26 protein-coding genes and 1 tRNA gene are annotated in these 23304 nt (G+C 66.9%); 11 read left to right on the top strand and 16 right to left on the bottom strand.

What is annotated here, in order from left to right; genetic code table 11:
* From ACMVO5_RS02145 to ACMVO5_RS02115, 7 genes are read right to left on the bottom strand one after another with little or no spacing between them, the layout of a single operon-like run.
* Positions 1-759, bottom strand: a complete 759-nt coding sequence (locus tag ACMVO5_RS02145; protein ID WP_416908447.1) for an SDR family NAD(P)-dependent oxidoreductase — start codon at positions 757-759, stop codon at positions 1-3.
* On the bottom strand, positions 759-1580 hold the full coding sequence (locus ACMVO5_RS02140) for an alpha/beta fold hydrolase (RefSeq protein ID WP_416908446.1): 822 nt from the start codon (positions 1578-1580) through the stop codon (positions 759-761). Before ACMVO5_RS02140 ends, ACMVO5_RS02145 begins: the two co-directional genes overlap by 1 nt.
* A complete protein-coding gene (locus tag ACMVO5_RS02135; RefSeq protein ID WP_416908445.1) occupies positions 1580-2545 on the bottom strand; it encodes an ornithine cyclodeaminase family protein in 966 nt (321 codons plus the stop codon). The genes ACMVO5_RS02140 and ACMVO5_RS02135 overlap by 1 nt, the downstream gene beginning before the upstream one ends.
* Positions 2545-3045 carry a cupin domain-containing protein gene (locus ACMVO5_RS02130; RefSeq protein WP_416908444.1) on the bottom strand — a complete coding sequence of 167 codons (501 nt, stop codon included), beginning with the start codon at positions 3043-3045 and terminating at the stop codon, positions 2545-2547. The genes ACMVO5_RS02135 and ACMVO5_RS02130 overlap by 1 nt, the downstream gene beginning before the upstream one ends.
* Positions 3042-3830 carry an alpha/beta fold hydrolase gene (locus ACMVO5_RS02125; protein WP_416908443.1) on the bottom strand — a complete coding sequence of 263 codons (789 nt, stop codon included), beginning with the start codon at positions 3828-3830 and terminating at the stop codon, positions 3042-3044. Before ACMVO5_RS02125 ends, ACMVO5_RS02130 begins: the two co-directional genes overlap by 4 nt.
* On the bottom strand, positions 3827-4897 hold the full coding sequence (locus tag ACMVO5_RS02120; RefSeq protein ID WP_416908442.1) for a class I SAM-dependent methyltransferase: 1071 nt from the start codon (positions 4895-4897) through the stop codon (positions 3827-3829). Before ACMVO5_RS02120 ends, ACMVO5_RS02125 begins: the two co-directional genes overlap by 4 nt.
* Positions 4898-4899: 2 nt before the next feature.
* Positions 4900-5292, bottom strand: a complete 393-nt coding sequence (locus tag ACMVO5_RS02115; protein ID WP_416908441.1) for a hypothetical protein — start codon at positions 5290-5292, stop codon at positions 4900-4902.
* A gap of 11 nt (positions 5293-5303) precedes the next feature.
* On the opposite strand from ACMVO5_RS02115, the gene ACMVO5_RS02110 reads away from it, so the two are divergent.
* The 3 genes from ACMVO5_RS02110 to ACMVO5_RS02100 all read left to right on the top strand — a co-directional run bounded on the left by ACMVO5_RS02110 (position 5304) and on the right by ACMVO5_RS02100 (position 8816).
* The gene (locus tag ACMVO5_RS02110; protein WP_416908440.1) at positions 5304-6227 is read left to right on the top strand and encodes a LysR family transcriptional regulator; all 924 of its coding nucleotides are present in this window, start codon (positions 5304-5306) and stop codon (positions 6225-6227) included.
* A 61-nt stretch (positions 6228-6288) separates the two neighbouring features.
* On the top strand, positions 6289-7227 hold the full coding sequence (locus ACMVO5_RS02105; RefSeq protein WP_416908439.1) for a phytanoyl-CoA dioxygenase family protein: 939 nt from the start codon (positions 6289-6291) through the stop codon (positions 7225-7227).
* A gap of 8 nt (positions 7228-7235) precedes the next feature.
* Positions 7236-8816, top strand: a complete 1581-nt coding sequence (locus ACMVO5_RS02100; RefSeq protein WP_416908438.1) for a GMC family oxidoreductase — start codon at positions 7236-7238, stop codon at positions 8814-8816.
* Between the two features lie 5 nt (positions 8817-8821).
* On the opposite strand, the gene ACMVO5_RS02095 is transcribed toward ACMVO5_RS02100, so the two are convergent.
* Together ACMVO5_RS02095 and ACMVO5_RS02090 are read right to left on the bottom strand one after the other, a co-directional pair.
* Entirely contained in the window at positions 8822-9676 is an 855-nt protein-coding gene (locus ACMVO5_RS02095; protein WP_416908437.1) for an isocitrate lyase/PEP mutase family protein, read from the bottom strand.
* Positions 9673-10983, bottom strand: coding sequence for an MFS transporter (locus ACMVO5_RS02090; protein ID WP_416908436.1), 1311 nt, complete (start codon positions 10981-10983; stop codon positions 9673-9675). Before ACMVO5_RS02090 ends, ACMVO5_RS02095 begins: the two co-directional genes overlap by 4 nt.
* A 150-nt stretch (positions 10984-11133) precedes the next feature.
* Between ACMVO5_RS02090 and ACMVO5_RS02085 the strand changes: the two genes are divergently transcribed.
* The 4 genes from ACMVO5_RS02085 to ACMVO5_RS02070 all read left to right on the top strand — a co-directional run bounded on the left by ACMVO5_RS02085 (position 11134) and on the right by ACMVO5_RS02070 (position 15304).
* Entirely contained in the window at positions 11134-12693 is a 1560-nt protein-coding gene (locus ACMVO5_RS02085) for an FAD-binding oxidoreductase (RefSeq protein WP_416908435.1), read from the top strand.
* Positions 12694-12704: 11 nt separating this feature from the next.
* Complete coding sequence (locus tag ACMVO5_RS02080) at positions 12705-13847, top strand: FAD-dependent monooxygenase (protein ID WP_416908434.1); 1143 nt, start codon at positions 12705-12707, stop codon at positions 13845-13847.
* A gap of 66 nt (positions 13848-13913) precedes the next feature.
* Positions 13914-15011 carry a class I SAM-dependent methyltransferase gene (locus ACMVO5_RS02075; RefSeq protein ID WP_416908433.1) on the top strand — a complete coding sequence of 366 codons (1098 nt, stop codon included), beginning with the start codon at positions 13914-13916 and terminating at the stop codon, positions 15009-15011.
* The gene (locus ACMVO5_RS02070) at positions 15008-15304 is read left to right on the top strand and encodes a hypothetical protein (RefSeq protein ID WP_416908432.1); all 297 of its coding nucleotides are present in this window, start codon (positions 15008-15010) and stop codon (positions 15302-15304) included. Before ACMVO5_RS02075 ends, ACMVO5_RS02070 begins: the two co-directional genes overlap by 4 nt.
* Here ACMVO5_RS02070 and ACMVO5_RS02065 read toward each other — a convergent pair.
* Positions 15287-15955 carry a PAP/fibrillin family protein gene (locus ACMVO5_RS02065; protein ID WP_416908431.1) on the bottom strand — a complete coding sequence of 223 codons (669 nt, stop codon included), beginning with the start codon at positions 15953-15955 and terminating at the stop codon, positions 15287-15289. The two genes, ACMVO5_RS02070 and ACMVO5_RS02065, sit on opposite strands and share 18 nt — an antisense overlap.
* 129 nt (positions 15956-16084) lie before the next feature.
* Here ACMVO5_RS02065 and modA point away from each other — a divergent pair, with 129 nt between their 5' ends.
* Genes modA through ACMVO5_RS02050 form a run of 3 tightly spaced genes read left to right on the top strand, consistent with a single transcriptional unit; the run spans position 16085 to position 18583 of the window.
* Positions 16085-16855 (top strand): molybdate ABC transporter substrate-binding protein, encoded by a 771-nt coding sequence (gene modA, locus ACMVO5_RS02060; RefSeq protein WP_416908430.1) that lies wholly within the window; start codon positions 16085-16087, stop codon positions 16853-16855.
* 4 nt (positions 16856-16859) lie between these two features.
* The gene (gene modB, locus ACMVO5_RS02055; RefSeq protein ID WP_416908429.1) at positions 16860-17522 is read left to right on the top strand and encodes a molybdate ABC transporter permease subunit; all 663 of its coding nucleotides are present in this window, start codon (positions 16860-16862) and stop codon (positions 17520-17522) included.
* On the top strand, positions 17522-18583 hold the full coding sequence (locus ACMVO5_RS02050; RefSeq protein WP_416908428.1) for an ATP-binding cassette domain-containing protein: 1062 nt from the start codon (positions 17522-17524) through the stop codon (positions 18581-18583). Before modB ends, ACMVO5_RS02050 begins: the two co-directional genes overlap by 1 nt.
* Before the next feature lie 45 nt (positions 18584-18628).
* On the opposite strand, the gene ACMVO5_RS02045 is transcribed toward ACMVO5_RS02050, so the two are convergent.
* Together ACMVO5_RS02045 and ACMVO5_RS02040 are read right to left on the bottom strand one after the other, a co-directional pair.
* A tRNA-Pro gene (locus ACMVO5_RS02045) sits at positions 18629-18705 on the bottom strand.
* A gap of 67 nt (positions 18706-18772) precedes the next feature.
* Positions 18773-20092, bottom strand: a complete 1320-nt coding sequence (locus ACMVO5_RS02040) for an FAD-dependent oxidoreductase (RefSeq protein ID WP_416908427.1) — start codon at positions 20090-20092, stop codon at positions 18773-18775.
* A 132-nt stretch (positions 20093-20224) separates the two neighbouring features.
* On the opposite strand from ACMVO5_RS02040, the gene lepA reads away from it, so the two are divergent.
* Positions 20225-22033: a translation elongation factor 4 gene (gene lepA / locus ACMVO5_RS02035; protein WP_416908426.1), complete on the top strand. Its 1809-nt coding sequence runs from the start codon at positions 20225-20227 to the stop codon at positions 22031-22033.
* Between the two features lie 18 nt (positions 22034-22051).
* On the opposite strand, the gene ACMVO5_RS02030 is transcribed toward lepA, so the two are convergent.
* The 4 genes from ACMVO5_RS02030 to ACMVO5_RS02015 all read right to left on the bottom strand — a co-directional run bounded on the left by ACMVO5_RS02030 (position 22052) and on the right by ACMVO5_RS02015 (position 23154).
* The gene (locus ACMVO5_RS02030) at positions 22052-22423 is read right to left on the bottom strand and encodes a lysozyme inhibitor LprI family protein (RefSeq protein WP_416908425.1); all 372 of its coding nucleotides are present in this window, start codon (positions 22421-22423) and stop codon (positions 22052-22054) included.
* A 77-nt stretch (positions 22424-22500) separates the two neighbouring features.
* Positions 22501-22665 (bottom strand): bacteriocin, encoded by a 165-nt coding sequence (locus ACMVO5_RS02025; RefSeq protein WP_416908424.1) that lies wholly within the window; start codon positions 22663-22665, stop codon positions 22501-22503.
* A 56-nt stretch (positions 22666-22721) separates the two neighbouring features.
* On the bottom strand, positions 22722-22886 hold the full coding sequence (locus ACMVO5_RS02020) for a bacteriocin (RefSeq protein WP_416908423.1): 165 nt from the start codon (positions 22884-22886) through the stop codon (positions 22722-22724).
* 100 nt (positions 22887-22986) lie between these two features.
* Positions 22987-23154, bottom strand: a complete 168-nt coding sequence (locus tag ACMVO5_RS02015; protein ID WP_416908422.1) for a bacteriocin — start codon at positions 23152-23154, stop codon at positions 22987-22989.
* Between the last annotated feature and the right edge of the window lie 150 nt (positions 23155-23304).

Raw genomic sequence — 23304 nt, 5'->3', positions numbered from 1 at the left:
CTACCCCGCTGAATAGCCGCCATCCACGCGCAGCGTCGCCCCGTTCACATAGCGCGCCTCGTCGCTCAGCAGCCATACCACGGTGCTGGCAATCTCTTCCATCTCGCCAAAGCGCCCGCCCGGAATCTTGCCCTTCAGCGTGTCAAACAGCGCCGGCATATTTCCCTCAATCTCCTGCATCTTCTCGGTGCGGATGATGCCCGGCGCAATGGTGTTCACCCGGATCCCCTCCGCCCCATATTCCAGCGCCGCCGATTGCCCCAGCCCGATCAGCCCCCATTTCGCCGCCGAATAATCCGCCATCGACGCCGTCCCCCGCACCCCGGCGGTCGACGAATTATTCACAATGACCCCGCCATTCCCCCCTGCGATCATCATCGCAATCTCCGCCTTCATCAGCAGAAACGGCGCCGTCAGATTGACCGCCAGGCTCGCCGCCCATTGCGCATCAGAAATCTCATGCACCCGCCCGGTCCCCTGCGTCGCGCCCAGATTGTTGAACGCCCCGTCCAGCCGCCCCTCGCGCGCGCCGATCTCGGCAAAGCCCGCCGCCACCGACGCCGCATCGGTCCCGTCCATCTCCAGCGCCCAGGCCGTGCCGCCGCCGTCCACAATCCGCGCGGCCACATCCTCGCAGTCGCCCTTCCGCCGCGCCGCCACAATCACGGTGGCGCCTTCGGCGCCTGCCCGCAACGCCGTCTGCCGTCCCATGCCCGAGCTCGCGCCCACCACCAGCACCACCTTGCCCGAAAGCCGCATCAACCCTCTCCCAAAAAGCTGGAAATCGCCGCCACCCGCGCGGCCATGTCGTCGGTCTGCGCCACCTGCGCGCGCGGCAACCGCGCCAGCGCCGCTTCCGCGCCTGCCTCCAGCGGCGCCTCGGCATGGCGCAGCCACAGCATCGGCTGCATCACCATCTCCAGCCGCGCCAGCACATCATGGCGAAACACCGCCCCATAAGCCTGATGATAGCTCGGCAGCGCCATCAAAAGGTCCATGGTCAGCGCATGCAGCAGCGCCGGCTCAAACCGTCCGCCGCTGCGAAAATGTGCCCCGTCCTGCCGGTAATGCGGCCAGAAGATCATCTGGTCCCTGATCATGTTGAACGCCCAGGGAAATTGCGTGCCATGCGCATCGGGCTCACGCGGCGGCGCATAATGCGCCAGATACTCGTCCCGCTCGACCGCGCTCATCACCGCCACCCCGTCAAGCACCAGCCGCCGCACCCGGCTCCCGGGCGCCAGCGCCCATTCAATGCCGATATGCGCCCCCGTATGCGTCCCATAAACATCAACCGCGCCCAGCCCGAGGCCATCGCAAAACCGCTCGATCATTGCCGCATAATCCACCAGCTCGGGCGCCTCACCCGGCAGCGCCACCGACAGCCCATTGCCCGGCGTATCGGGCATGATCACCCGCCGCCCACTCGCCTGCGCCAGCGCCGCCCCCAGCCCCTCCAGCGTCGCCGATGAGGACGGCGAAGCATGCAGCATCACCAGTGGCAGGCCCTCTCCCGCCACCCGGTAATGCATCAATCCCTCATCCAGCCGAACGAACCCCCGGTCGACCAGAGGCCCCATCAAACCAGCTCCAGCGCCGTGCCGCGCCCCGCCGCCCGCGCGGCTTCCAACACGGCCACCGCCGCCGTCAGATCCTGCGCCGTCACCCCCAAAGACTTGTAGACCGTCACCGCCTCAGGCCCCAACCGCCCGGCCACCCGCCCCAGAATGACCTCGCCAATCTCGCCCCGCGCATGGTCCGCCCCCACCAGCCCGGTCTCGATCGCATCCAGCAGCTCGCCCGCCGCAGCAGCCGCCGCCACCTTGTAATCCACAAAGAATTCCGCCCGCGCCACCAGCGCCCCGTCCGCCTCCGCCGACGTCCGCACCGGCGCGCCAACAAGGTTCACATGCGCGCCCGCCGGCACATCCTTGCCAAACAAAATGGGCGTTTTCGCCGCCGTCGTGGTGCAGATGATGTCCGCACCCGCCACCGCCTCGGCCACGCGCGTACAGGCCCGCCCGCCCACGTCGGCCGCCAGCGCCGCGGCAAAGTCCGGCGTCCGCCCCCAGATCCGCACCTCGTCAATATCCCTGACCGCGCGCATCGCCGCCACATGCCGCCGCGCCTGCTCGCCCGTGCCAAGCACGGCCAAAACCCGCGCATCGCTGCGCGCCAGCACATCGGTCGCCAGCGCGGATGCCGCCGCCGTCCTGATCGAGGTCAGGCTGCTCCCCTCGATGATCGCCAGCAGCAGGCCCGTGGCCGCATCAAACAGCTGCACCGTCCCCACATGGCTGCCAAAAGGGCTGCCCGGCGGATGATTATATTTGGCCACCGTCTTCACCCCAAAGACATGCGGCGAGGCCATGGCGCCCGGCATCACCACCAGCTTGCCCCCGTCCGATCCCGGCACATCAAGGAAATGCCTGAGCGGCAACACCGCCTGCCCCTCCGATACCTGCACCATCGCCGTGCGCACCGCCGCAATGGCCACGTCCATCGGCAGCAGCGCCTCGACATCGGCCGCGCTCAAGATCAGCATCAGCGGTCCTTCGGCGGCACAAACCTCAGCCGCGCCTGCACATCGGCCACATTGTCCGGCCGCGCAAAGGCCTCGGGCATCGCCTCGCCCTTGGTGCGCGGCTTGCCAATGGCGGCAAACCAGTCCTCCAGCCCCGGCGGCATGAACACCCAGAACATGTGCATGTCCTCATCCCCGGTATTCACCAGAAAATGCCGCGCATGCCGGCCAAAGAGCACGATCGACCCCGGCTCAATGGCATAGGTGTCATCCTCGATCGTCACCTCGCCGGTGCCCTTGTGAATGAAGATCAGCTCATGGTTGCGCTGATGCCCATGCTCCCTCACCGCACACCCCGGCGGCAACACCTGCACCCCGCTCGAAAAGCCGTCATAAGGCGTATTCTCCGGGCTCAGCGCCACCGACACAAACCCGCGTGACGGCATCGGCTGCCACCAGCTCGCCGCCTCATCCGGCCCGATGACGGCGGAAAACCGCCCGAAGTTCGGCTCCTCACTCATGCCAGAAACGCGCTGACGGGCGCCCGCCAGTCCTCAGGCGTCGTCACCGGCGCAAAATGATTGCCGCTCGGCAACACCTCCAGCCGCGCGTTCGGGATCAGCCGCGCCAGCTCTTCCGAAAGCGGCAGCGGCGTAATCCCGTCATCGCGCGCACAGATCACCAGCGTCTCCGCCGCAATCCCGCCCACACGGTCGCGCAAATCGTGGCTCGTCACCGCGTCCATCCGCTCCATTTCGATGTCCACCCCGGCAAAGGCCTCGAGCCGCGCCTTGATGCCGGCCATCATCGCGCCGTGGTTGGCCATCGCCCACCAGCCGGGGTTCCCCAGCAAATTGCCCTGCAACATATAGGCCTCAGGCCCGGCCGCCTGCAAAACCGCCTTGCGCAGCTCAAACAGCTTCAAAAACGCCGGATGCGGCCCCGCCCAGCTCGCCGAAAGCACCAGCTTTTCCACCCGCTCCGGCGCATGCACGGCAATATGCTGCGCAATCGCGCCCCCCAGCGAATGGCCCACCACCCGCGCCGTCCCGATGCCCAGCCGGTCCATCAGCGCCAGCGCATCAGCCGCCAGCACCGCCACCGTGGTGCGAATGTCCGACGGCAGGCTGTCACCCGTCTTCCGGTGGTCAAAGCTCACACAGTCATAGCTGGTTTCAAAATGCGCCATCGTCCCCGACCAGAAGTCGGCGCGCCCGCCAAGGCCAACCAGCAGAAGAAGAGGCGGCCCCTCGCCGCGGCGCACCACATGCAGCCGCGTGTCCGCCACATCGACAAGACCGCTCACAATTTGGTCGCGACGATCGACTGCAGAAAGCCGTTGCTGCACGCCGGCCCATCAGCCACCGCAAAGCCTGCCTCGGCCAGCATCCCGCGGAAGTCAGCATGCACAAAGCCCGGCGAATAAGGCTCGCAATTGTCCCGGCTGTCATAGTCGATCATGAAGCGATAGGCCGGCGGCAGATGCTGGCTGGCGCTCGGAAACTCGAAGATCGAGAACACACCGCCCGGCCGCAGCACCCGGTGCACATCGGCCAGCACCCGTGGGATCACCTCCAGCGGCAGCTCATGGAACAGGATATAGGCAAAGACCATGTCGAACGCGCCGTCCTCAACCGGCATTGCCTCGGCCAGCGCCTGCACGAAATTGACATCGACCCCCTGGTGCGCCGCGCGTGCATGGGCATAGCGCACCACCGGTTCGCCCACATCCAGCCCCCAGATCTCGGCGTCCGGAAACCGGTCCTTCAGCTTGATCGTCGCCTGCCCCACAGTGCAGCCAAGGTCCATGATCCGCCCGGCCTTGCCGTCCACAGGCGGCGTCGCCAGCTGCGCCAACTCCTCGTGCAGCTCGTCCTGGTCGTTGGTGCCCGAATAAAACACCTTGGTCCCATAATGATAGACGATCCCTCCCAGCGGATCATCGGTATAGCCGCCCGGCTGCAGATGGATCTCGCGCCGCGCATAGTCCGGCACCTTGAAATCAGGGTCAATCACCAGCCGGCCCGGCCCCTTGGCCTCGCCCGCCTTCAGCCACGCCAGCTCCTCATCGGCGCGCGCGGCAAAGCTGTCGCGGGTCCGCCGCCACATCATCTCCTGCTGCGAGCGCATGAAGCGCTGCCACGTCGGCACGATCGGTGACTTGCCAAAGCTCTTCTGAATGACCGGCAGCGGCAGGTCCGGGTCGGCCACATCGAGCCCATCCTCGGCCATGCGCGCATGGCCGGCCTCGGCCATCGCCGGAAACATCTTGCTCAAGAGCACATCGCGGAACGATTCGAGAAACTCCAGATAGGATTCGTCCGCCAGCTTCGTCGGCCGCGGCAACACCCCCAGATGACCCCGATCCACCATACTCACTCTCCCTTCGCACCCTCAGGCCGGCGCAAGAATCCAGCCAGCAGCCGCGCCACAAATGCCTCGCGCAGCGCCTTGCGTTCAGCCAGCTCGTCCGCGCCCGGCACATGCATCTCGATCAGTGCCGCCGCATCAATGCCCTTGTCTGCCAATACCTTCTCCAAAACCGCCTGGCGGTCGCGGATGGTCCAGACCTCGGCGGCCAGCTCCATCATCGTCTCGAGCAGATTGTCGATCACCGGCTGCTCGAAATAGACCCGCCCCGGCCCATCGATCTCCTCGCCGATGCCCAAAGCCTGTTTAGAGATGCTGTCATTCATGGCCAAAATACTGGCCTGTCGCGCCATGCATGGCAATTCGATTTTTTGTGGCAAGCCATACGCGGCGCGCATAGTGTAAGGCGATGGAACTCCGACACCTCCGCCATTTCGCCGCCGTCGTCGAAAGCGGCAATCTCAGCCGCGCCGCCGAAACCGTGTTCATCAGCCAGCCCGCGCTCACCCGCAGCATCAAGAATCTCGAAGAGCTGGTCGGCGCGCCGCTGCTCGAGCGCCAGCCGCGCGGCGTCGTCCCCACGCCCGCCGGTGATGCGCTCTACCGCTATGCCCGCCTGATGCTCACCGAGGCCCAGCGCGCCCGCGCCGAAGTCCAGGCCGTCGCCGGGGGCGCGCGCGGCCAGCTCGCCATCGGCATCGCCGCCATGTTCGCCGATCATATCGTCGACCGCGCGGTCGCCGCCTGTGCCGCCTCGGGCGATGTCGCACTCACCATCACCCAGGGCTTTGTCGAAGAGCTGGTCGAGGCGCTCCGCGACGGCAAGCTCGATGCCATCTTCTCCAACCTCTCCAACATGGCGCTGCCCGAAGACGTCACCGTCGAGCCGCTGCTCGACATCCACGCCTATGTCTTCGCCAGCCGCGATCACCCGCTGCAAGGCCGCGCCGGCCTCACCAAGCCCGAGCTCATCGCCCAGAAATGGGCCATCGTCGATCAGCCGCACATGCGCGATTTCCTCGATCAATATTTCTCGGTCGATGGCCTCGCCACCCCCAGCTTCGTCGTGCGCACCAATTCGCTCAATCTCATCAAGTCGCTCATCGCCAACGCCGGCTTCATCGGCATCCTGCCCGAACATGTCGTCGGCCGCCTCGCCGAGGCCGGAGACGTCGCCGCGCTTGATGCGCCGGGCTGCCCCGTCATCCGCCGCGCCGGCCTCATCACCCGCAAGTCCATGCCCAGCCGCCCGGTCCTCGATACCTTCACCGCCGCGCTGCGAAGCGCCTGCCAAAGCGATGCATCAAGCGCATGGGAATTGCCTGATCTTTGATTATGCATCTATGGCAAGCCATGGCAGCATGAGCCATCAACCTTCCTGAAAAGGCCCTTCCATGCCCTTCAACACCAAGCCACTCCGTCCCATCAGCGACGAAGACATCGAAACCTACGCCCGTGACGGCGTCGTCTGCCTGCGCGACGTGTTCGATCCCGAATGGCTCCACGCCATGGAAGGCCCGGCCCGCCGCCTCCTCATCGACAAGGAGGATTTCGGCCTGCTCCCCAACAACCCCGGCCGCTACATGGCCCGCACCATGCCCGAGTTCCGCCGTTTCGTCTTCGAAAGCCCGGTCGGTGAAGCCGCCGGCCGCGTCCTCCAGTCCAAGACCGCGCGCTTCTTCTTTGACGAGATCTTCGCCAAGGGCCCCCAGTCAACGCAGGCCACCATCTGGCACAATGACCGCATGGGCTGGCCGGTCACACCCGAGACCACCATGGTCCCCAGCCTCTGGATCCCACTCACCCCCATCACCCACGCCAATTCGCTCGAAGTCATCAAGGGCACCCAATACACGCAGGACAAATACTGGCTGTTCAGCCCCAACGCCCGCAAGATGATCCGCCCCGAAGGCCGCCCGCCGCACCCCGACGGCGAAGCGATGCGCAAGGACCCCGAATATGCCGACCGTTTCACCACCTGGGAAATGAACGTCGGCGACATGCTCGTCGTCCATCCCTGGGCGCTCCATTATTCGCACGGCAACCCCACCGATGACTGGCGCATCGCCCTCTCGGTCCGCGTCTTCGGCGATGATGTCCGCTGGTGCCCGCGCCCCGATTGCCTCAACATCGCCGGCGTCTCCTTCGACGAGATGATCGAGGGCGAAGAGCCCGGCGGCGATCTCTTCCCGCTGCTCTGGTCAGCAGACGGCGAAAAGGACGACGACAGCCGCTATCCGCGCGGCTTCGCCACCACTTGGGCGCGCACCAAGCGCCGTGATGATGTCAATGAATATGAGACCTTCCAGCGTCTCAAGGCGACGACTGCCTGATCAGCATCGTGACCCCTCAGTTCGACACCATCATCGTGGGCGCCGGCTCGGCCGGCTGCGCGCTCGCCGCAAGGCTCACCGAAGACCCCGCCCACAAGGTCCTGCTCATCGAGGCGGGCGGGCGTGATCTCGATCCCGCCGTCCATATCCCGGCCGGCATCGTCCGCCTGATCGGCAACCCCAAGGCCGATTGGGCGCACCTCGCCGAGCCTGACCCCTCGCGCGGCGGCAAGGTCGATCTCTGGCCCGCCGGCAAGATGATCGGCGGCTCCTCCTCCATCAACGGCATGCTCTGGGTGCGTGGTGCTGCCTCCGATTTCGACGGCTGGGCCGCCCTTGGCAATCCCGGCTGGGATGCCGCCTCGCTCCTGCCCCTGTTCCGCCGCATGGAAACCAGCTATATCGGTGGCCAATGGCGCGGCCAGCTCGGCCCCCAGCAGGTCGGCCCGCTGCGCTCCACCCACAGCCTCGCCGCTCCCTTCATCAAGGCGTCAGAGGCCGCCGGCCTGCCCTATAACCCCGACTACAACGGCGCCACGCAGGAAGGCGTCTCGCCGCCGCAAGTCACCCAAAAGGACGGCATGCGCTGGAGCGCTGCCGACGGCTATCTCAAGCCCGCCCTCAAGCGCCCCAACCTCACCCTCCTCACCCGCGCCGAGGCCCGCCGCATCCTCCTTGATGGCAAGCGCGCCACCGGCCTCGAATATACCCACCGCGGCAAGACCCACAGCGCGCACGCCAGCGAAGTCGTGCTCTGCGCAGGCTCCCTCGCTTCGCCAAAGCTCCTCATGCTCTCCGGCATTGGCCCGGCCGACGAGCTCAAGGCGCACGGCATCGAGGTCGTCCATCATCTCCCCGTCGGCCACAATCTCGCCGAACACCCCAACGCCAACATGAGCTGGGATGTCCACACCCGCACCTACAATATGGAAACCTCCGGCCCGCGCATGGCGCTCGCACTCGCCCGCTGGGCGCTCACCCGCCGCGGCCCCGCCACCAGCCCCTATCCCCATGCAGTGGCCTTCTTCCGCTCCCACGAAGATGTCCCCCACCCCGACATCCAGCTGATGTTCGGCCCCTTCGCCTTCTCCTTCTCGCCCGAAGGCGTGGTCCCCTACAAAAAGCCCGCCGTCACCGTCGTCGCCGCCCTCAACCACCCCAGCGGCCGCGGCCAGCTCCGCCTGCGTTCGTCAAACCCGTCCGACGCCCCGGTCATCGATCACCAGCTGCTCGCCCATCCGGACGACATCGCCCGCCTCACCCGCGCCTGCCGCTTCGTCCGCGCCATCTTCGCTCAGGAGCCGCTGGCCAGCCACATCATCCGCGAGCGCCTGCCCGGCCCGGTCTGCCAGTCCGATGAAGACTGGGCGCATCACCTGCGCGAAACCACCTTCCTCGGCTATCACCCCATCGGCACCTGCACCATGGGGCCAGAGGGCGTCGTCGATCACGAGCTGCGCGTTCACGGCATCGCCGGCCTGCGCGTCGCTGATGCGTCGATCATGCCCGCCCCCATCTCGGGCAACACCAACGCCGCCTCGATGATGATCGGCGAAAAGGCCGCCGACCTCATCCGCGCAGCCGCGTAAGTCCCTCAGGCATAACGCGTCACCGCCGCCACCATCTCGGGCGCGCCCACCAGCGCCGCCATCTCGGGCGCGCGCTTCATCCGGTCCTGCCAATCGGCCGTGCTGCCACCGTCCTTCAGGCTGCCCAGCATCCCCTCCAGCGCAAAGGCCGCCGTCTGCGCCATGGCGCCGGCAAACAGCGCCAGTTTGAAGCCATAGGGCTTCAGCTCATCAACATGCCGAAACGGCGACGGCCCGCCCTCCAGCAGATTGTGAATCAGCGGCACCCGGCCCCCCAGCGCTTCGGCCAGCGCCGCCGCATCCTCAGGCCGCGAAAGCCCCTCGACAAGGCACAGGTCCGCCCCCGCCTCCACATAAGCCACCGCCCGCTCCAGCGATTCCCCAAACGGCACCGAGGCCTGCGCATCGGTCCGCGCCGAAATCAGAAAATCCGCGCTCACCCGCGCATCCTGCGCCGCCCTGATCCGCCCCAGCATCTCGCCGATGCTCACCAGCGGCCGGCTGTTCAGCGCCTCCAGCGGCTTCAGCAGCACCTGGTCCTCGATCTGCACGGCCGCCGCCCCGCTGCGCTCCAGCCCACGCACCAGCCGCTGCAGCGCCGCCAGCGAGCCATAGCCCTGGTCCGCGTCCACCAGAATCGGCACAGAAACCCGGTCAGCCATGCGCGCGCATGCGTCGGTCAGCTCGCTCGCCGTCACCAGCCCCAGGTCCGGCCGCCCCAGCCGCGCATAAGCCAGGCTCGCGCCCGACAGAAACACCGCCGGAAACCCCGCCCGCTCCACCATCAGCGCCGACAGCCCGTCATAAGCGCCCGGCACCATCAACACGCCGTCGCCCGCCAGCAGCCCGCGCAAGCTCATGCCATCTTCCTCTTGTCTTCCGCGCGCATCGCCCGCGCGCCCATGCCCACAATGGCCGCCCCCGCCAAAACCGCCAGCGGCGCCACCACGGCCAATGACCAGCGAATGCCCGCCGGGTCACCAATCACATAATCGGTATAGGCCGCGATCATCCACGGCCCCAGCCCCGCCCCCAGCAGATTGCCGAACAGCAGATAGACCGCCATCAGCTGCGCCCGCATCCGGTTCGGCGCCAAGATCGGAATCGCCGCCGGCCCCGCGCCAAAGGGCATCACCCCAAAAAACAAGACCGGCCCCAGCAGCACCAAGGACAGCGTCGCATCACCGGCAAGCGGAAACGCCACCACAAAGGGCAGCGCCACAAGCGCTGCCCACATCGACACCTGCAAATTCGCATCCCGCCGCCCGCGCGCCAGCATCCGGTCCGCCAGCCAGCCGCCGGTCACCACGCCCGCCGTGCTCAGCGTCGTCACCATCAGCCCGAACACCGAGCCAATCTCGCCCGGCGTCCAGCCATAGGTGCGAATGAAAAAGGTCGGCGCCCAGACATTCATGCCAAATTGCGCCGCCGCCAGCATCGGCAGCCCCAGAAACACCGGCACCAGCAGCCGCGCCTCGCTCACCACAAAGTCCCACACCTCGCGCAAGGTCGCCCCCGCCGTCTCGGCCAGCGCCAGCCCCTGGCTGCGCACCGGCTCGCGTACCAGCATCATCGCCAGCGCAAACACCAGCCCCGGAAGGGCCGCAATGATGAACACCATCTGCCAGTCCATCGGCCGCCCGACGAGCGGAAAGGTCACATCCGGGTTCGCCGCCAGCCAAGAGATCAGCGCGCCGATGATCACCAGCGCCAGCCCCGAGCCGGCAAAGCTCGACCCCACGAACAGCCCCATGGCGCGGCCCACCTGTGCGGGCGGCAAATAGTCGCTGATCAGCGATGATCCCGCGGGCGTCAGCGTCGCCTCGCCCACGCCCACGCACAGCCGCGTCACAAACATCGCACCAAAGGAAAAGGCAAAGCCCCCCGCCATCGTCGCCAGCGAGAAAAACAGCGCGCCCAGCGCAATGATCGTCGTGCGCCGCCCCGTATCGGCCAGCCGCCCCAGCGGCACCGCCAGCACGCCATAGAAAATGGCCACGGCAAAGCCCTGCAAAATCGAGACTTCGGTGTCCGAAATCCCCAAACTCGCCTTGATCGGCTCGACCAGCAACACCAGCAATTGCCGGTCAAGCATCGAGATGATGCCGCCCACACAGAGCAACAGCACAACCCCCCAGCCGTAGCGGAGCGAGACAGGGGCAGACACGGAAGCGGGAACAGACGCCATCACCCGCCAAAGTGGCGCAACAAGCGCCACAGCGCCAGTCAGAGATTCGAGAGCTGCCATGCGCCACGCGCATGGCAGCCGCTCAAACCACGATTTGCACCGCATCGCGGCCTCGGCCAAAGTCTGCCCATGGCCACTGCACTCAAGACTCCCGACATCGAAGCCGCGCTCGCCGCGCTCGACGCCACGCTGCTGACCGACGAGGCCGAGCGCCGCTACCATTCGCAAGACACCGCCGAGGCTGGCGAACTACCCCTCGCCGTCTTCCGTCCGCACAGCGTCGCAGCACTCGCCGAAGGGGTCCGCCTCGCCACAGCAAGCGGCCTCGCCGTCTTCCCGCGCGGCGGCGGCATGTCCTACACCAGCGGCTACCTCCCCGACCGCACCAGCGCCGTCCTCATCGATCTCGCAGGCCTCACCGCCATCACCGAGATCAACCCGCAAGACCTTCACGTCACCGTCGAGGCCGGCTGCACCTGGGCCGCTCTTGATGCCGCACTCGCCCCCCACGGACTGCGCACCCCCTTCTGGGGGCCGTTCTCGGGCTATACCGCCACCGTCGGCGGCTCGATGAGCCAGGGCACCGCCACCTTCGGCACCGCCAGAAACGGCCTGTCCGGCGAGAATGTCATCGGCTTCGATATCGTCACCGCGTGCGGAGACATCCTCACCACCGGCCCCGCCGGCCAAGCCACCCACAGCCAGTTCATGCGCCAATATGGCCCCGATCTCACCGGCCTGTTCACCAATGATTGCGGCGCACTCGGCATCAAGGCGCGCATTACCCTGCCGCTCGAACCCCGCCCCGAAGAAGTCGCCGGCCTGTCCTTCCTGTTCGAGGATTTCGCCGCCCTTGCAGCCGCCATGCAGGCCATCGACCGTGCCGGGCTGGCCAGCGAAGCCTTCGCCATGGATCCCGCCGTCACCCGCCAGTTCTCCGGCCAGAACAGCGGCTTCACGCAGGATCTGCAACAGCTGCTCGCCATCGGCCGCGCGCAGGGCTCCTGGGCAAAGGGCCTGCTGCGCATGGCCGAAGTCGCCCGCGCCGGCCGCCGCTTCCTGGGTCGCGAAGGCTATCATCTCCATGTCGTCACCGAAGCCGATGACGCGCCCACGCTGCGCCGCCAGCAGGCGCGCATCCGCAAGCTGGCCGCCACCGGCAGCGTCGAGCTTCCCTCCACCGTCCCCACCATGGTCCGTGCCACGCCGTTCTCGCCGCTCCCCGTCCTCTCGCCCACGGGCGGCCGCGTCTATCCGCTCCACGGCATCGTGCCATGGTCCAAGGCCAAGCCGCTCGATGACGCCATGCAGGCGCTCATCACCGCACACGCGCCCGCGTCCAAGGCCTGCAACCTCACCATCGGCACCAGCTTCTTCGGCGTCGCCCGCTCCGGCCTGCTCTATGAGCCGGTGCTCTACTGGCCCGACGCCCGGCTCGAAAGCCATGAGCGCCGCACCACCACCGACCTGCCGCGCCACCCCGCCAACCCCGAGGCCACCGCACTGGTCAAGCAAATCACCGCCGAAATGCTCGCCCTCTACCGCCAGCACAGCGCCACCCACCTCCAGATCGGCCGCATGTATCCTTGGGCAGAAGATCGAAACCCGCCCGCCATGGCCCTCATCCGCGCCATCAAGGCTGAGCTCGATCCGCACAACCTCATCAACCCCGGTGTTCTGGGTCTCTAGGTGCTCGGCTTATGACCATCGCCATCATCGGCGCCGGCCTCGGCGGCCTCACCGCAGCCCTCGCCCTGCTCCGCGCCGGCCAGCCGGTCACCGTCTATGAGCAGGCGCCGGTGCTCGGTGATGTCGGCGCCGGCATCTCCATCACCCCCAATGCCGCCAAGGGCCTGATCGCGCTCGGCCTTGGCGAAGCGCTCGCCGCCGAAGCCATGGCCGTGCCGCAGCAGACCATCCTTGAAGGCGCCAGCGGCCAGGCCCTCAAGGTCATCGACCGCGCCGACTGCACCGATCGTTACGGCGCCCCCTATTACATGCTCCACCGCGCCGAGCTGCACGCCATGCTCGCCGCCGCCGTCCGCGCCCATGCGCCGGATGCCATCCGCACCGGCCACCGCTTCACCCATCTCCAAGGCACCACCCTGAATTTCGACGGCCAGCCCGCGCAGGAAGCCGAAACCATCATCGCCGCAGACGGCGCCCGCTCGCCGCTGCGCGCCCAGATCTTCTCAGATTTGCCGCCCCGCTTCACCGGCCACATCGCCTGGCGCCTGCTCGTTCCCGCCGCCGATGCGCCGCCCGACATGGCCACCCCCGGCTCCACCGTCTGGACCGGCGACCAGCGCTCCTTCGTCCGCTATCCCGTCCGCCAAGGCACGCTCATCAACTGCGTCGGCCTCAGCCGCACCGGCCAGTGGCGCGCCGAAGGCTGGTCCCAAAGCGTCGCCGCGTCCGAAATGGCCGAGATCTTCCAGAGCTTCGCCGACCCCGTCCGCGCCCTCATCGCCGCCGCGCCGCAAGGCAAGGTCGGCAGCTGGGGCCTGTTCGACCGTCCGCCCACGCCCGCATATGTCAAAGGCCCCGTCGCCCTGCTCGGCGACGCCGCCCACCCCATGCTCCCCTTCATGGGCCAGGGTGCGGCCATGGCCATTGAAGACGGCGTCGTCATGGGCCGCGCCTTTGCCGCCCATCAAAGCCCGGCCGCCGCTCTTGCCGCCTATCAGGCCACCCGCCTGCCGCGCACCCATTTCATCCAGACCGAATCGAGCGCCGGCGCCGACCGGCTCCAGCAGGCCAACACCGACAGCAAGCGCCTCGCCAAGGATGAAGACGCACTCGGCATCTTCACCTACGACCCCGCCACCACCCCGCTCGCCTGATCTCCGCCTGCCGGTTGCTGGCAGAGACGCTTCCCACAGCGCCACAGCACCTGCTATGCTCCGCACATGAAAGTCGCCTTCGCACCCAATCATGATGAACTCGCCCGGCAAAGCTTCGTCGGCAGCCTCAAGGAGTTCATCAACTTCGCCGTCGAACCCGCGCTCGACGCCCGCTTCGAAGAGACGCTCCAGACGAGCGCGCCCAAAAAGGCGGAAAACCGGGATGAAGCCGAAGCCCTGCTCGCCGATGACCCCCTCTATCACCTCTGGTCCTCGCTCACCTTCCACAGCCAGAATCTGATGTGGAACGCCGTCCAGACCACCACCGACCGCACGATCGACAGCCAGATCGAAGCCTTCAACACGCTCGCCAGCGCCCCCAAGGGCAGCATGCGCCTGTCCGACACGCTGCTCGTCAAGGCGCCGATCAGCACGACCGAAATCCACCGCCAGCCTGGCGGCTATTGGCGCGAGACCCGCGAAAACGACATCGAGACCGCGCTCAACTATTCCGGCACCGTCGATCTCTACCGCAACGCCAAGGGCATGGGGACGGGCGGCAAGGTCGGCTCCGACAGCATCGGCCGCTTCCTCGCCGGCGTCGCGAGCAAGCGCGCGCCCGACCTTGAGCCCCAGGCCATCCTCGACATGGGCTGCGGCACCGGCGAGCAGACGCTCGCCTACAAGCGCACATGGCCCCATGCCCGCGTCGCCGGCATCGATGTCGCCCGCCCCTTCATCCGCTTCGCCCACGGCGCCGCCGAGAGCCAGGGCCTGCCCATCGACTATGCCGAGATGGACGCCGGCCACACCGATTTTCCAGACGCGAGCTTCGATCTTATCGTCTCGATCATCATGTTCCACGAGACCTCGCGCGCGCAAGTCAAGGATATCCTGAAGGAATGCTGGCGGCTGGTTCGCCCCGGCGGCCTCGTCCTCCATCTTGATGTCCCCTATCACTATCACCGCCTGCCGCTCACCCGTCAGGTCACCAACCACTGGCAGGTCCGCTACAATGGCGAGCCCTTCTGGAGCGGCTTCACCGCGCTCGACATGAAGCAGGAACTCATCGAAGCTGGCTTCGACCCCGAGACCGCCTTCGCCGATTATGAGCAGGCCGGTCCCGCCACCTATTTCGTCTTCGGCGGCCGCAAGCCGGCATGAGCGAGCTTCCGAAAGGCCCCAAGCCGGGCGCGCGTGACACCAGCTTCTTCCCCGATCCGATGATCGACCATCTGCTGCGCGCCGTCGTCACCCTCACCATGGAGCTGTCGGTCACCCGCGAGCGCCTCAAATCGCTGGAGAGCGTCGCCGGCATCGACAGCCACGCCCTCGACAGCCATCAGCTCACCCCGCAAGAGGAACAGGCCCGCGCCGCCGCCCGCCGCCAGCTCATCGAAGCCACGCTCGGCCCGATGGTCAGCCGCCTGAAAAACCTCTCAGTCGAAGCTGACTGACTTGCCCGGCCCCGCAAGCCGCTTCAGCACATAAACCCCGCCCATCGCGCCAAAGTTGATGCGCATGTCCTCGTCACAATAGACCACATCCGAATGCAGCCGCGGCGGCTTCATCTCGATCCGCAGCGGCTGGTCCGCCGCCAGCCCGAACTGCGCGCGAAAATCATCCTCGCTCACCCCCGGCGGCGGCACCAGCTCGATCGCATAAAAAGACACGTCATAGCGCTGCGGCATCGCCTCATCGAGCGTGTAGCGCCCCCACACCACGATCCGCCCGGCATGCGCCCCGTCCGGCGTCGTCATGCCCGACACATTGTTATAGTGCGCGCCGTCCACCCGGATTTCCTGCTCAATCTCCAAAATCTTCACCGGCACATCGGGAAACTTGGAAAAACTCTGCAGCTTCAGCGAGCTCACATGCTGGATCGGCTTGCCCGCCGTATGCTTGGGGCCAAATTGCGCAAACTCGGATACCCACGGCCCCGCCACAAAGTCCTGATTGGCATAGGGGCTCGGCGTCGGCGTCAGCGGCGTCAGCTGCCCGATCAGCGCATGAATCCGCTCGGTCACCGCCTCATCATAGGTCCCGTCCGCGCGCGCATCGCCAATCGCCGCCCGCAGTTCCGCCTTCAAGCTCGCCACATCGCTCATCGCCACTCTCCCATATCTGCCGCCAAAATGCGCCAGCCGCCGCCCGCTCTCAAGCCCCCGCCTGTCCGCACAGCGGCCAGATGCGCCGCCGCTTGCCATCGCGCCCGATCTGGTCAACTGCTTGCCCCCATGCATCGCCGCTCGTTCCTCGCCGGTCTCGGCGCGCTCGCCGCCGGCTGCGCCCCTGCAGCCAGCACCCCGCGCGTCGCCGCCGCCGCCGATCTCCGCTTCGCGCTCCCCGAAATCGCCGCCAGCTTCGAAGCCGAAACCGGCCAGCAACTCCGCCTCATCTACGGCTCCACCGGCCAGTTCGCCGCCCAGATCCGCCAGTCCGCCCCCTTCGATCTCTTCCTCGCCGCCGATGAAAGCTATGCCCTCGCGCTCGCCCGCGAAGGCCTCACCCAGGGCCAGGGCCAGCTCTACGCCCGCGGCCGCCTCGCCCTCATCGCCCGCCCCGAAAGCCCGCTCGCCCAAAGCCCCCGCCTCGAAACGCTCGCCACCCTGCTCGCCAATGGCCAGATCCGCCGCTTCGCCGTCGCCAATCCCGCCCACGCCCCCTACGGCGCCCGCGCGCAGCAAGCCCTTGAATCAACCGGCCTCTGGGCCACCCTCCAGCCCCGCCTGCTCATCGGCGAAAATGTGGCGCAAGCCGCCCAGTTCGCCCTCAGCCCCGATTGCGACGGTGGCCTCGTCGCGCTCAGCCTTGCGCTTGCCCCCGACATCGCCGCCAAAAGCCGCCACGCCCCCGTCCCCGCCACCCTCCACGACCCGCTCAACCAGCGCATGGTCCTGCTCAAATCCGCTGCGCCCGCCGCCCGCGCCTTCCACGATCACCTCCTCAAGCCCAAGGCCCGCGCCACCCTCGCCCGCTACGGCTTCGAGCCACCAGAGTCGGCCTGAGCCCATGGACTGGCCCGCCCTCGCCCTCTCCTTCCGCCTCGCCGCCGTCACCGTGCTGCTGCTCATGCCGGTCGCCGTCCTCCTCGGCCATGCGCTCGCCACCCGCGCATTTGCCTTCAAGCGCACCCTCGAAGCCCTCATCCTCCTCCCCCTCGTCCTCCCCCCCACGGTGCTCGGCTATTATCTCCTCCAAGCCTTCGGCCAGACCGCCCCCTTGGGCGCGCTCTGGTCGAGCCTCACCGGGAGCAGCCTCGCCTTCAGCTTCCCCGGCCTGGTGCTGGCCTCGCTCCTCTTCAACCTGCCCTTCGCCGTCCAGCCCAGCCAGCGCGGCTTCGAGAGCATCGCGCCCGAAATCCGCGACGCCGCCGCCTGCTCCGGCCTCTCGCCCTGGCAAAGCCTGCTCAGAATCGAGCTGCCGCTGGCCTGGCCCGGCCTGCTCACCGCCGCGGTCATGACCTTCGCCCACACACTCGGCGAATTCGGCATCGTGCTCATGGTCGGCGGCGCCATCCCATCCGAAACCCGCACCGTCTCCATCGCCATCTACGATGACGTCCAGCGCTTCGACATGGGCAGCGCCGGCCTGATGTCGGCGCTGCTCGTCGCCGTCTCGCTCGGCGCCATCGCCCTCACGCTGCGCCTGTCGGCCAAGCCCCGCCTGCCCTGATGCTGACCGTCACCATCACCAGCGAAACCCCCGCGCCGCTGCGCGCCAGCTTCACGCTCGGCGCGCAAGACACGCTCGCCGTCCTCGGCCCCTCGGGTGCGGGCAAAACCAGCCTGCTGCGCACGCTCGCCGGCCTCATCCGCCCCGCCCAGGGCCAGATCACCATGGCCGGCCAAGTCTGGCTCGACACCGATCGCGGCCTCGCCCTCCCCCCCCACAAACGCCCCATCGCCATGGCCTTCCAGAGCCACGCCCTGTTTCCGCACCTGACCGCGCTCGATCATCTCCTGCTCGCCCAGCCCCGGCCAGACCGCGAAGAGGCCCAGCGCCTGCTCACCAGCCTCGGCCTTGAAGCCCACGCCGCGCGCAAGCCCGCCCAGCTCTCCGGCGGCCAGCAACAGCGCCTCGGCCTCGCCCGCGCGCTGGCCCGCCGCGCCTCCCTCCTGCTCCTCGACGAGCCCTTCTCCGCCACCGACAAGGCCACCCGCGCCCGCCTCCACAGCGCCGTGCGCGCCGCCCAGACCCCCACCATCCTCGTCACCCATGATCTTGAAGACGCCCGCGCGCTCGCCACCCACATCCTCATCCTCGAAGCCGGTGACATCCGCCACCACGGCCCGCTCGCCCAGATCCTCGCCCATCCCCCGGCGCTGCGCGCGCTCGGCCTGCGGGATATCGCCAGCCGGCTGCCCGCCAAAATCACCGCCCATCACCCGGACGGCCTCACCAGCCTCGCAACCGAAGCCGGCCCGCTGCTCCTCCCCCGCCTCCCCCAGCCGCCCGGCACCCGCGTCGAGGTCCGGCTGATGGCACACGACATCATCCTCGCCACGACAAGACCGCAAGGCCTGTCCGCGCAAAACATCCTCACCGGTCACATCGTCCGCCTCACACCCGGCGAAGGCCCCGGCGTCCTCGTCCATATCGCGCTCGGCCAGAGCGAAATCATCGCCCGCATCACCAACCGCGCCGCCACCGACATGGCGCTCACCCCCGGCCAGCCCATCCACGCCATCCTCAAGTCGATGGCCGTGGCGCCAGACAGCGTCACGGAAAGCTAGGCCGCAAAAGCCGCCGAATTTGGTCCAACTTTTTTGAAAACCGCATGGTCGGGGCGAGAGGATTCGAACCTCCGGCCTCTGCCTCCCGAAGACAGCGCTCTACCAGGCTGAGCTACGCCCCGACACCTTGCGGATGCGCGGCTATACCGGGCTGCCCGCCCCTGCGCAACCACCCGCGCCCCCAATATTTCAGCCGAGCAAGCCCAGCATCTCGTCCACCGAAACAATCTTCTCGCGCGGCGCGCCGGGCCGGGCGCGCGCGGTCTCGGCCGCGTCCAGCCGCTCCCAATCGGCAAAATCCGTCACCCGCACGCCGCGTTCCGCCAGCAGCCGGTCCAGCCCCGCGCCGCCGGCCTTGTCGCTGCCCCCCTTCTCACTGCCACCGCCGGCAAAATCCGCCGCAATCGCCTCGATCACCGAAAAGCCGTCGGGCCGGTTGGTGCCGATCGTCCCCGAAGGCCCGCGCCGCGCCCAGCCGCTGGCATAAAGCCCGGCTGAAATCCGCCCCGCCTCATCACAAACGAACCGCCCCATCGCGTCTGAAAACGCCGCCCCGGCAATCGGCGGCGTCGTATAGCCAATCGCCGCAATCACAAGCCCGCAGGGAATGGCGTGCAGCTCGCCCGTGCCCACCGCGCGCCCATCCTCCAGCCGCGTCGTCTCGACAATCAGCCGCTCCACCCGCGTCTTGCCTTCCACCGCCACCGGCCGGCGGAAAAACTCGAAATTGATCGTCACCGGCTTGGAAGGGTCGCCGCCGCCGACAAAGCTGCGCAGATGCGACACCATCTTGCGGTGCCCCGGCTCCAGCGCCGCATCCTCGGCTTCCGGCGGCAGGTCCCCGGCCTTCACAATCGCCCGCGCCCGCTCCAGATGCCCCAGCTCGCCCGCCTCTTTGGTGGTGAAGCTCGCCTGGTGCGGCCCGCGCCGCCCGATGATATGCACATCGCGCACGCTCGAGCTCTCCAGCGCCATTAGCGCATGCTGGGCAATGTCGCTCGCCGCCAGCTCGGCCGTGGTCTTGGCCAAAACCCGCGCACAATCAATCGCCACATTGCCATTGCCGATCACCGCCACCCCGTGATGGTCCAGCGGCACATGCAGATCGGCAAAGTCCGGATGGCCATTATACCAGCCGACAAAAGCCGCCGACCCCAGCACGCCGGGCAGGTCATCGCCCTCAATGCCCAGCCGCCGGTCCTCAGGCGCCCCCACGCTCAACACCACCGCATCATAAAGCGCGCAAAGCTCGTCCACGCTCACATCACGCCCCAGCATGACATGGCCGCGGTAGCGCACGCCGCTTGCGATCGCAGTCGCAGCGTAGCGCTTGGTCACCGCCTTGATCGACTGATGGTCCGGCGCCACCCCGGCCCGGATCAGCCCGAAGGGCGTCGGCAGCCGGTCGATCAGATCAACCTCGGCCGACCCGCCAAAGCTCTTCACCGCCGCTTCGGCCGCATAAAAGCCCGCCGGTCCCGCCCCCACAATCGCAATCTTCAGGCCCACAATCATCTCCAGCGCAAATTCACCCCGCCCGATAAGGCCCCGCTCTCGCGCCCGTCAAGCAAGCAGAGCTACACGCCCCCCAAGCACAAACTGACACATTGCGCGCGCCCGCCACCCTGCTAGAGCAAAGCCATGACAGCCGCCCTCGACGCCATCCGCAACTTCTCGATCATCGCCCATATCGATCACGGCAAGTCCACCCTTGCCGACCGCCTGATCCAGACCACCGGCGGCCTCAGCTCGCGCGAAATGTCCGAGCAGGTGCTCGACAATATGGACATCGAGAAGGAACGCGGCATCACCATCAAGGCGCAGACCGTGCGCCTCAACTATACCGCGCGCGACGGCAAGGCTTACGTCCTCAACCTGATGGACACGCCCGGCCACGTCGACTTCGCCTATGAAGTCTCGCGCAGCCTCGCTGCGTGCGAAGGCGCGCTCCTCGTCGTCGATGCCGCCCAGGGCGTGGAGGCCCAGACGCTCGCCAATGTCTACCAGTCGATCGAGCATGATCACGTCATCATCCCCATCATCAACAAGGTCGATCTCCCCGCCGCCGAGCCCGAGCGGGTGAAAAAGGAGATCGAAGACGTCATCGGCCTCGATACCGAACACGCCGTCCTCACCTCGGCCAAGTCGGGGCTGGGCATCGAGGATGTGCTCGAAGCCATCGTCACCCAGATCCCGCCGCCCAAGGGAGACGCCGAAGCGCCCTTGAAGGCGATGCTGGTCGATAGCTGGTATGATCCCTATCTCGGCGTCGTCATCCTCGTGCGCGTCATGGAAGGCGTGCTCAAAAAGGGCCAGCAGATCGCCATGATGGCCGCCGGCACCACCCACCTCGTTGACCGTGTCGGCTGCTTCCGCCCCAAGCTTGAACTTCTCGACGCGCTCGGCCCCGGCGAAATCGGCTTCATCACCGCGCAAATCAAGGAAGTCGCCCAAACCAACGTCGGTGACACCATCACGGATGCCAAGCGCCGCACCAATCAGGCGCTCCCCGGCTTCAAGACCGTCCAGCCGGTGGTCTTCTGCGGCCTCTTCCCCACCGACGCCGCCGATTTCGAAAAGCTGCGCGAAAGCCTCGGCAAGCTCCGCCTCAACGACGCCTCATTCAGCTTCGAGACCGAAAGCAGCGCCGCACTCGGCTTCGGCTTCCGCTGCGGCTTCCTCGGCCTCCTCCATCTCGAAATCATTCAGGAGCGGCTGACCCGCGAATATGATCTCGATCTCATCACCACCGCCCCAAGCGTGGTCTACAAGATCCTCCAGCGCGACGGCACCGAGCTCGAACTCCACAACCCCGCCGACATGCCCGATCCCAGCACCATCGAGATGATCGAGGAACCCTGGATCGAAGCCACCATCTATGTCCCCGATGAACATCTCGGCCCCATCCTCAAGCTCTGTCAGGACCGTCGCGGCATCCAAAAAAACCTCACCTATGTCGGCGGCCGCGCCCAGATCACCTATGAGCTGCCCTTGAATGAAGTGGTGTTCGATTTCTACGACCGGCTGAAGTCGATCAGCCGCGGCTATGCCAGCTTCGATTATCACCAGATCGGCCACCGCGAAGGCGATCTCGTCAAGATGAGCATCATGGTCAACGCCGAGCCGGTCGATGCGCTCAGCATGATCGTTCACCGCGCCGCGGCTGAAACCCGCGGCCGCCACATGTGCGAGCGGATGAAGGATCTCATCCCCCGCCACCTGTTCAAAATCCCGATTCAAGCCGCCATCGGCGGCAAGGTCATCGCACGCGAAACCATCTCCGCGCTCAGAAAAGACGTCACCGCCAAATGCTACGGCGGCGACGCCAGCCGCAAGCGCAAACTCCTCGACAAGCAGAAAGAGGGCAAGAAGCGCATGCGCCAATACGGCAACGTCGACATCCCGCAAGAAGCCTTCATCGCCGCCCTGCGCATGGGCGACGCCAACTAGGCCAGCGCCGCCACCCGCTCAGCGCGGGCAGGCCAGATCGCCCTCCGCGCAAACCATGAGTGCCGAAAGCTCGCGCGTCCGCGCCGCACTCTGCGCCCGCGCGCACTGGCTGTAGATCATCGGCGCCACCGACCCCCCAGCCACACCGCCCGCCACAAACGCACAGTGCTGGCGCCGAAACACCTCCCAAGCCCCCTGCGCTTCCCCCAGCGCCGCCCGCCCCTCTGCCGACAGCCGCATCTCCAGCGCCTCATAAGCCCGCGCCATCTCCGCCTCAGCCGCCGCCTGCGCCGCCGCCGCGCACATGTTCAGCGCGCTCTGGGTCGCCGCAGCCCCGCAGTCCACATCACGCCCCTGCGCCGCCAAGCCGTCGCCCCACGCCAGCAGCATCAAGGCCCCGCCAAGCCAAACCAAAGAAAAACGGCGGCCGATCCCCCGGCCGCCGCTCCAACGTTCACCCGCGCCGATCATTCGTCCTCGTTGACGACTTCCATGTTCAAAGGGTCCTTGCGCAAACGCGGGCTCGTCGACGGCGTCACGACCTTCGACTTGACCGTGTCCAACAAACCGCCACCCGTCACCTGATCGAGGTCCTTGTCATTCAGCTCTTCCATCGCTTTCTTGTCGGTCATCACATGCTCCTCTGATCAAAAGCGTCAACACCCGCTCCACGCAGCCGTGTCGCCAATCATTCGTCCTCGTTGACGACTTCCATGTTCAAGGGGTCCTTGCGCAAACGCGGGCTCGTCGAAGGCGTCCGGACCGTCTGCTTTATGTTGTCCATGAAGCCGCCACCCGTCACCTGATCAAGGTCCTTGTCGTTCAGTTCCTCTGTCGTCTTCTTGTCAGTCATGATCTGCTCCTCTGCTTGAAAAGACAGGACGTGATCGCCAGCGAGCCCTCCAGGACCATCATCAGCGCCGCAATCACGCACTGCAACCAGTTCCAGGCTCTCAGGCCTCACCAAGTTTCGACGCGTCGCCAGAGCCGCGCACCTCGGCCACGGACGTGGATTTGATCCGGCTGTCGATCACTTTCTTGAACTCGGGCAGATAGACCCCACCTTGAACATTATCCAGTTCGGCGTCGTTCAGTTCTTCCGTCGGCGTCTTGTCGGTCATGATCTGCTCCCTTGAAAAAAATCAGAAGCCATCGCCCGAACCCAAATCCAAGGGGCCAATATCAGCGTCCCCCTCAGCTGGCCCACGCCACCCTTCTGTCACATGTTACGAGGCGCGACCCGTTCTGGTTTCACCAAGCCTAACCCACCC

Source organism: Polymorphobacter sp., from assembly GCF_048007885.1.
Lineage (GTDB): Bacteria > Pseudomonadota > Alphaproteobacteria > Sphingomonadales > Sphingomonadaceae > Sandarakinorhabdus.
The sequence above is the reverse complement of the archived record's forward strand: the minus strand, read 5'-3'. Positions and strand labels throughout refer to the sequence as shown.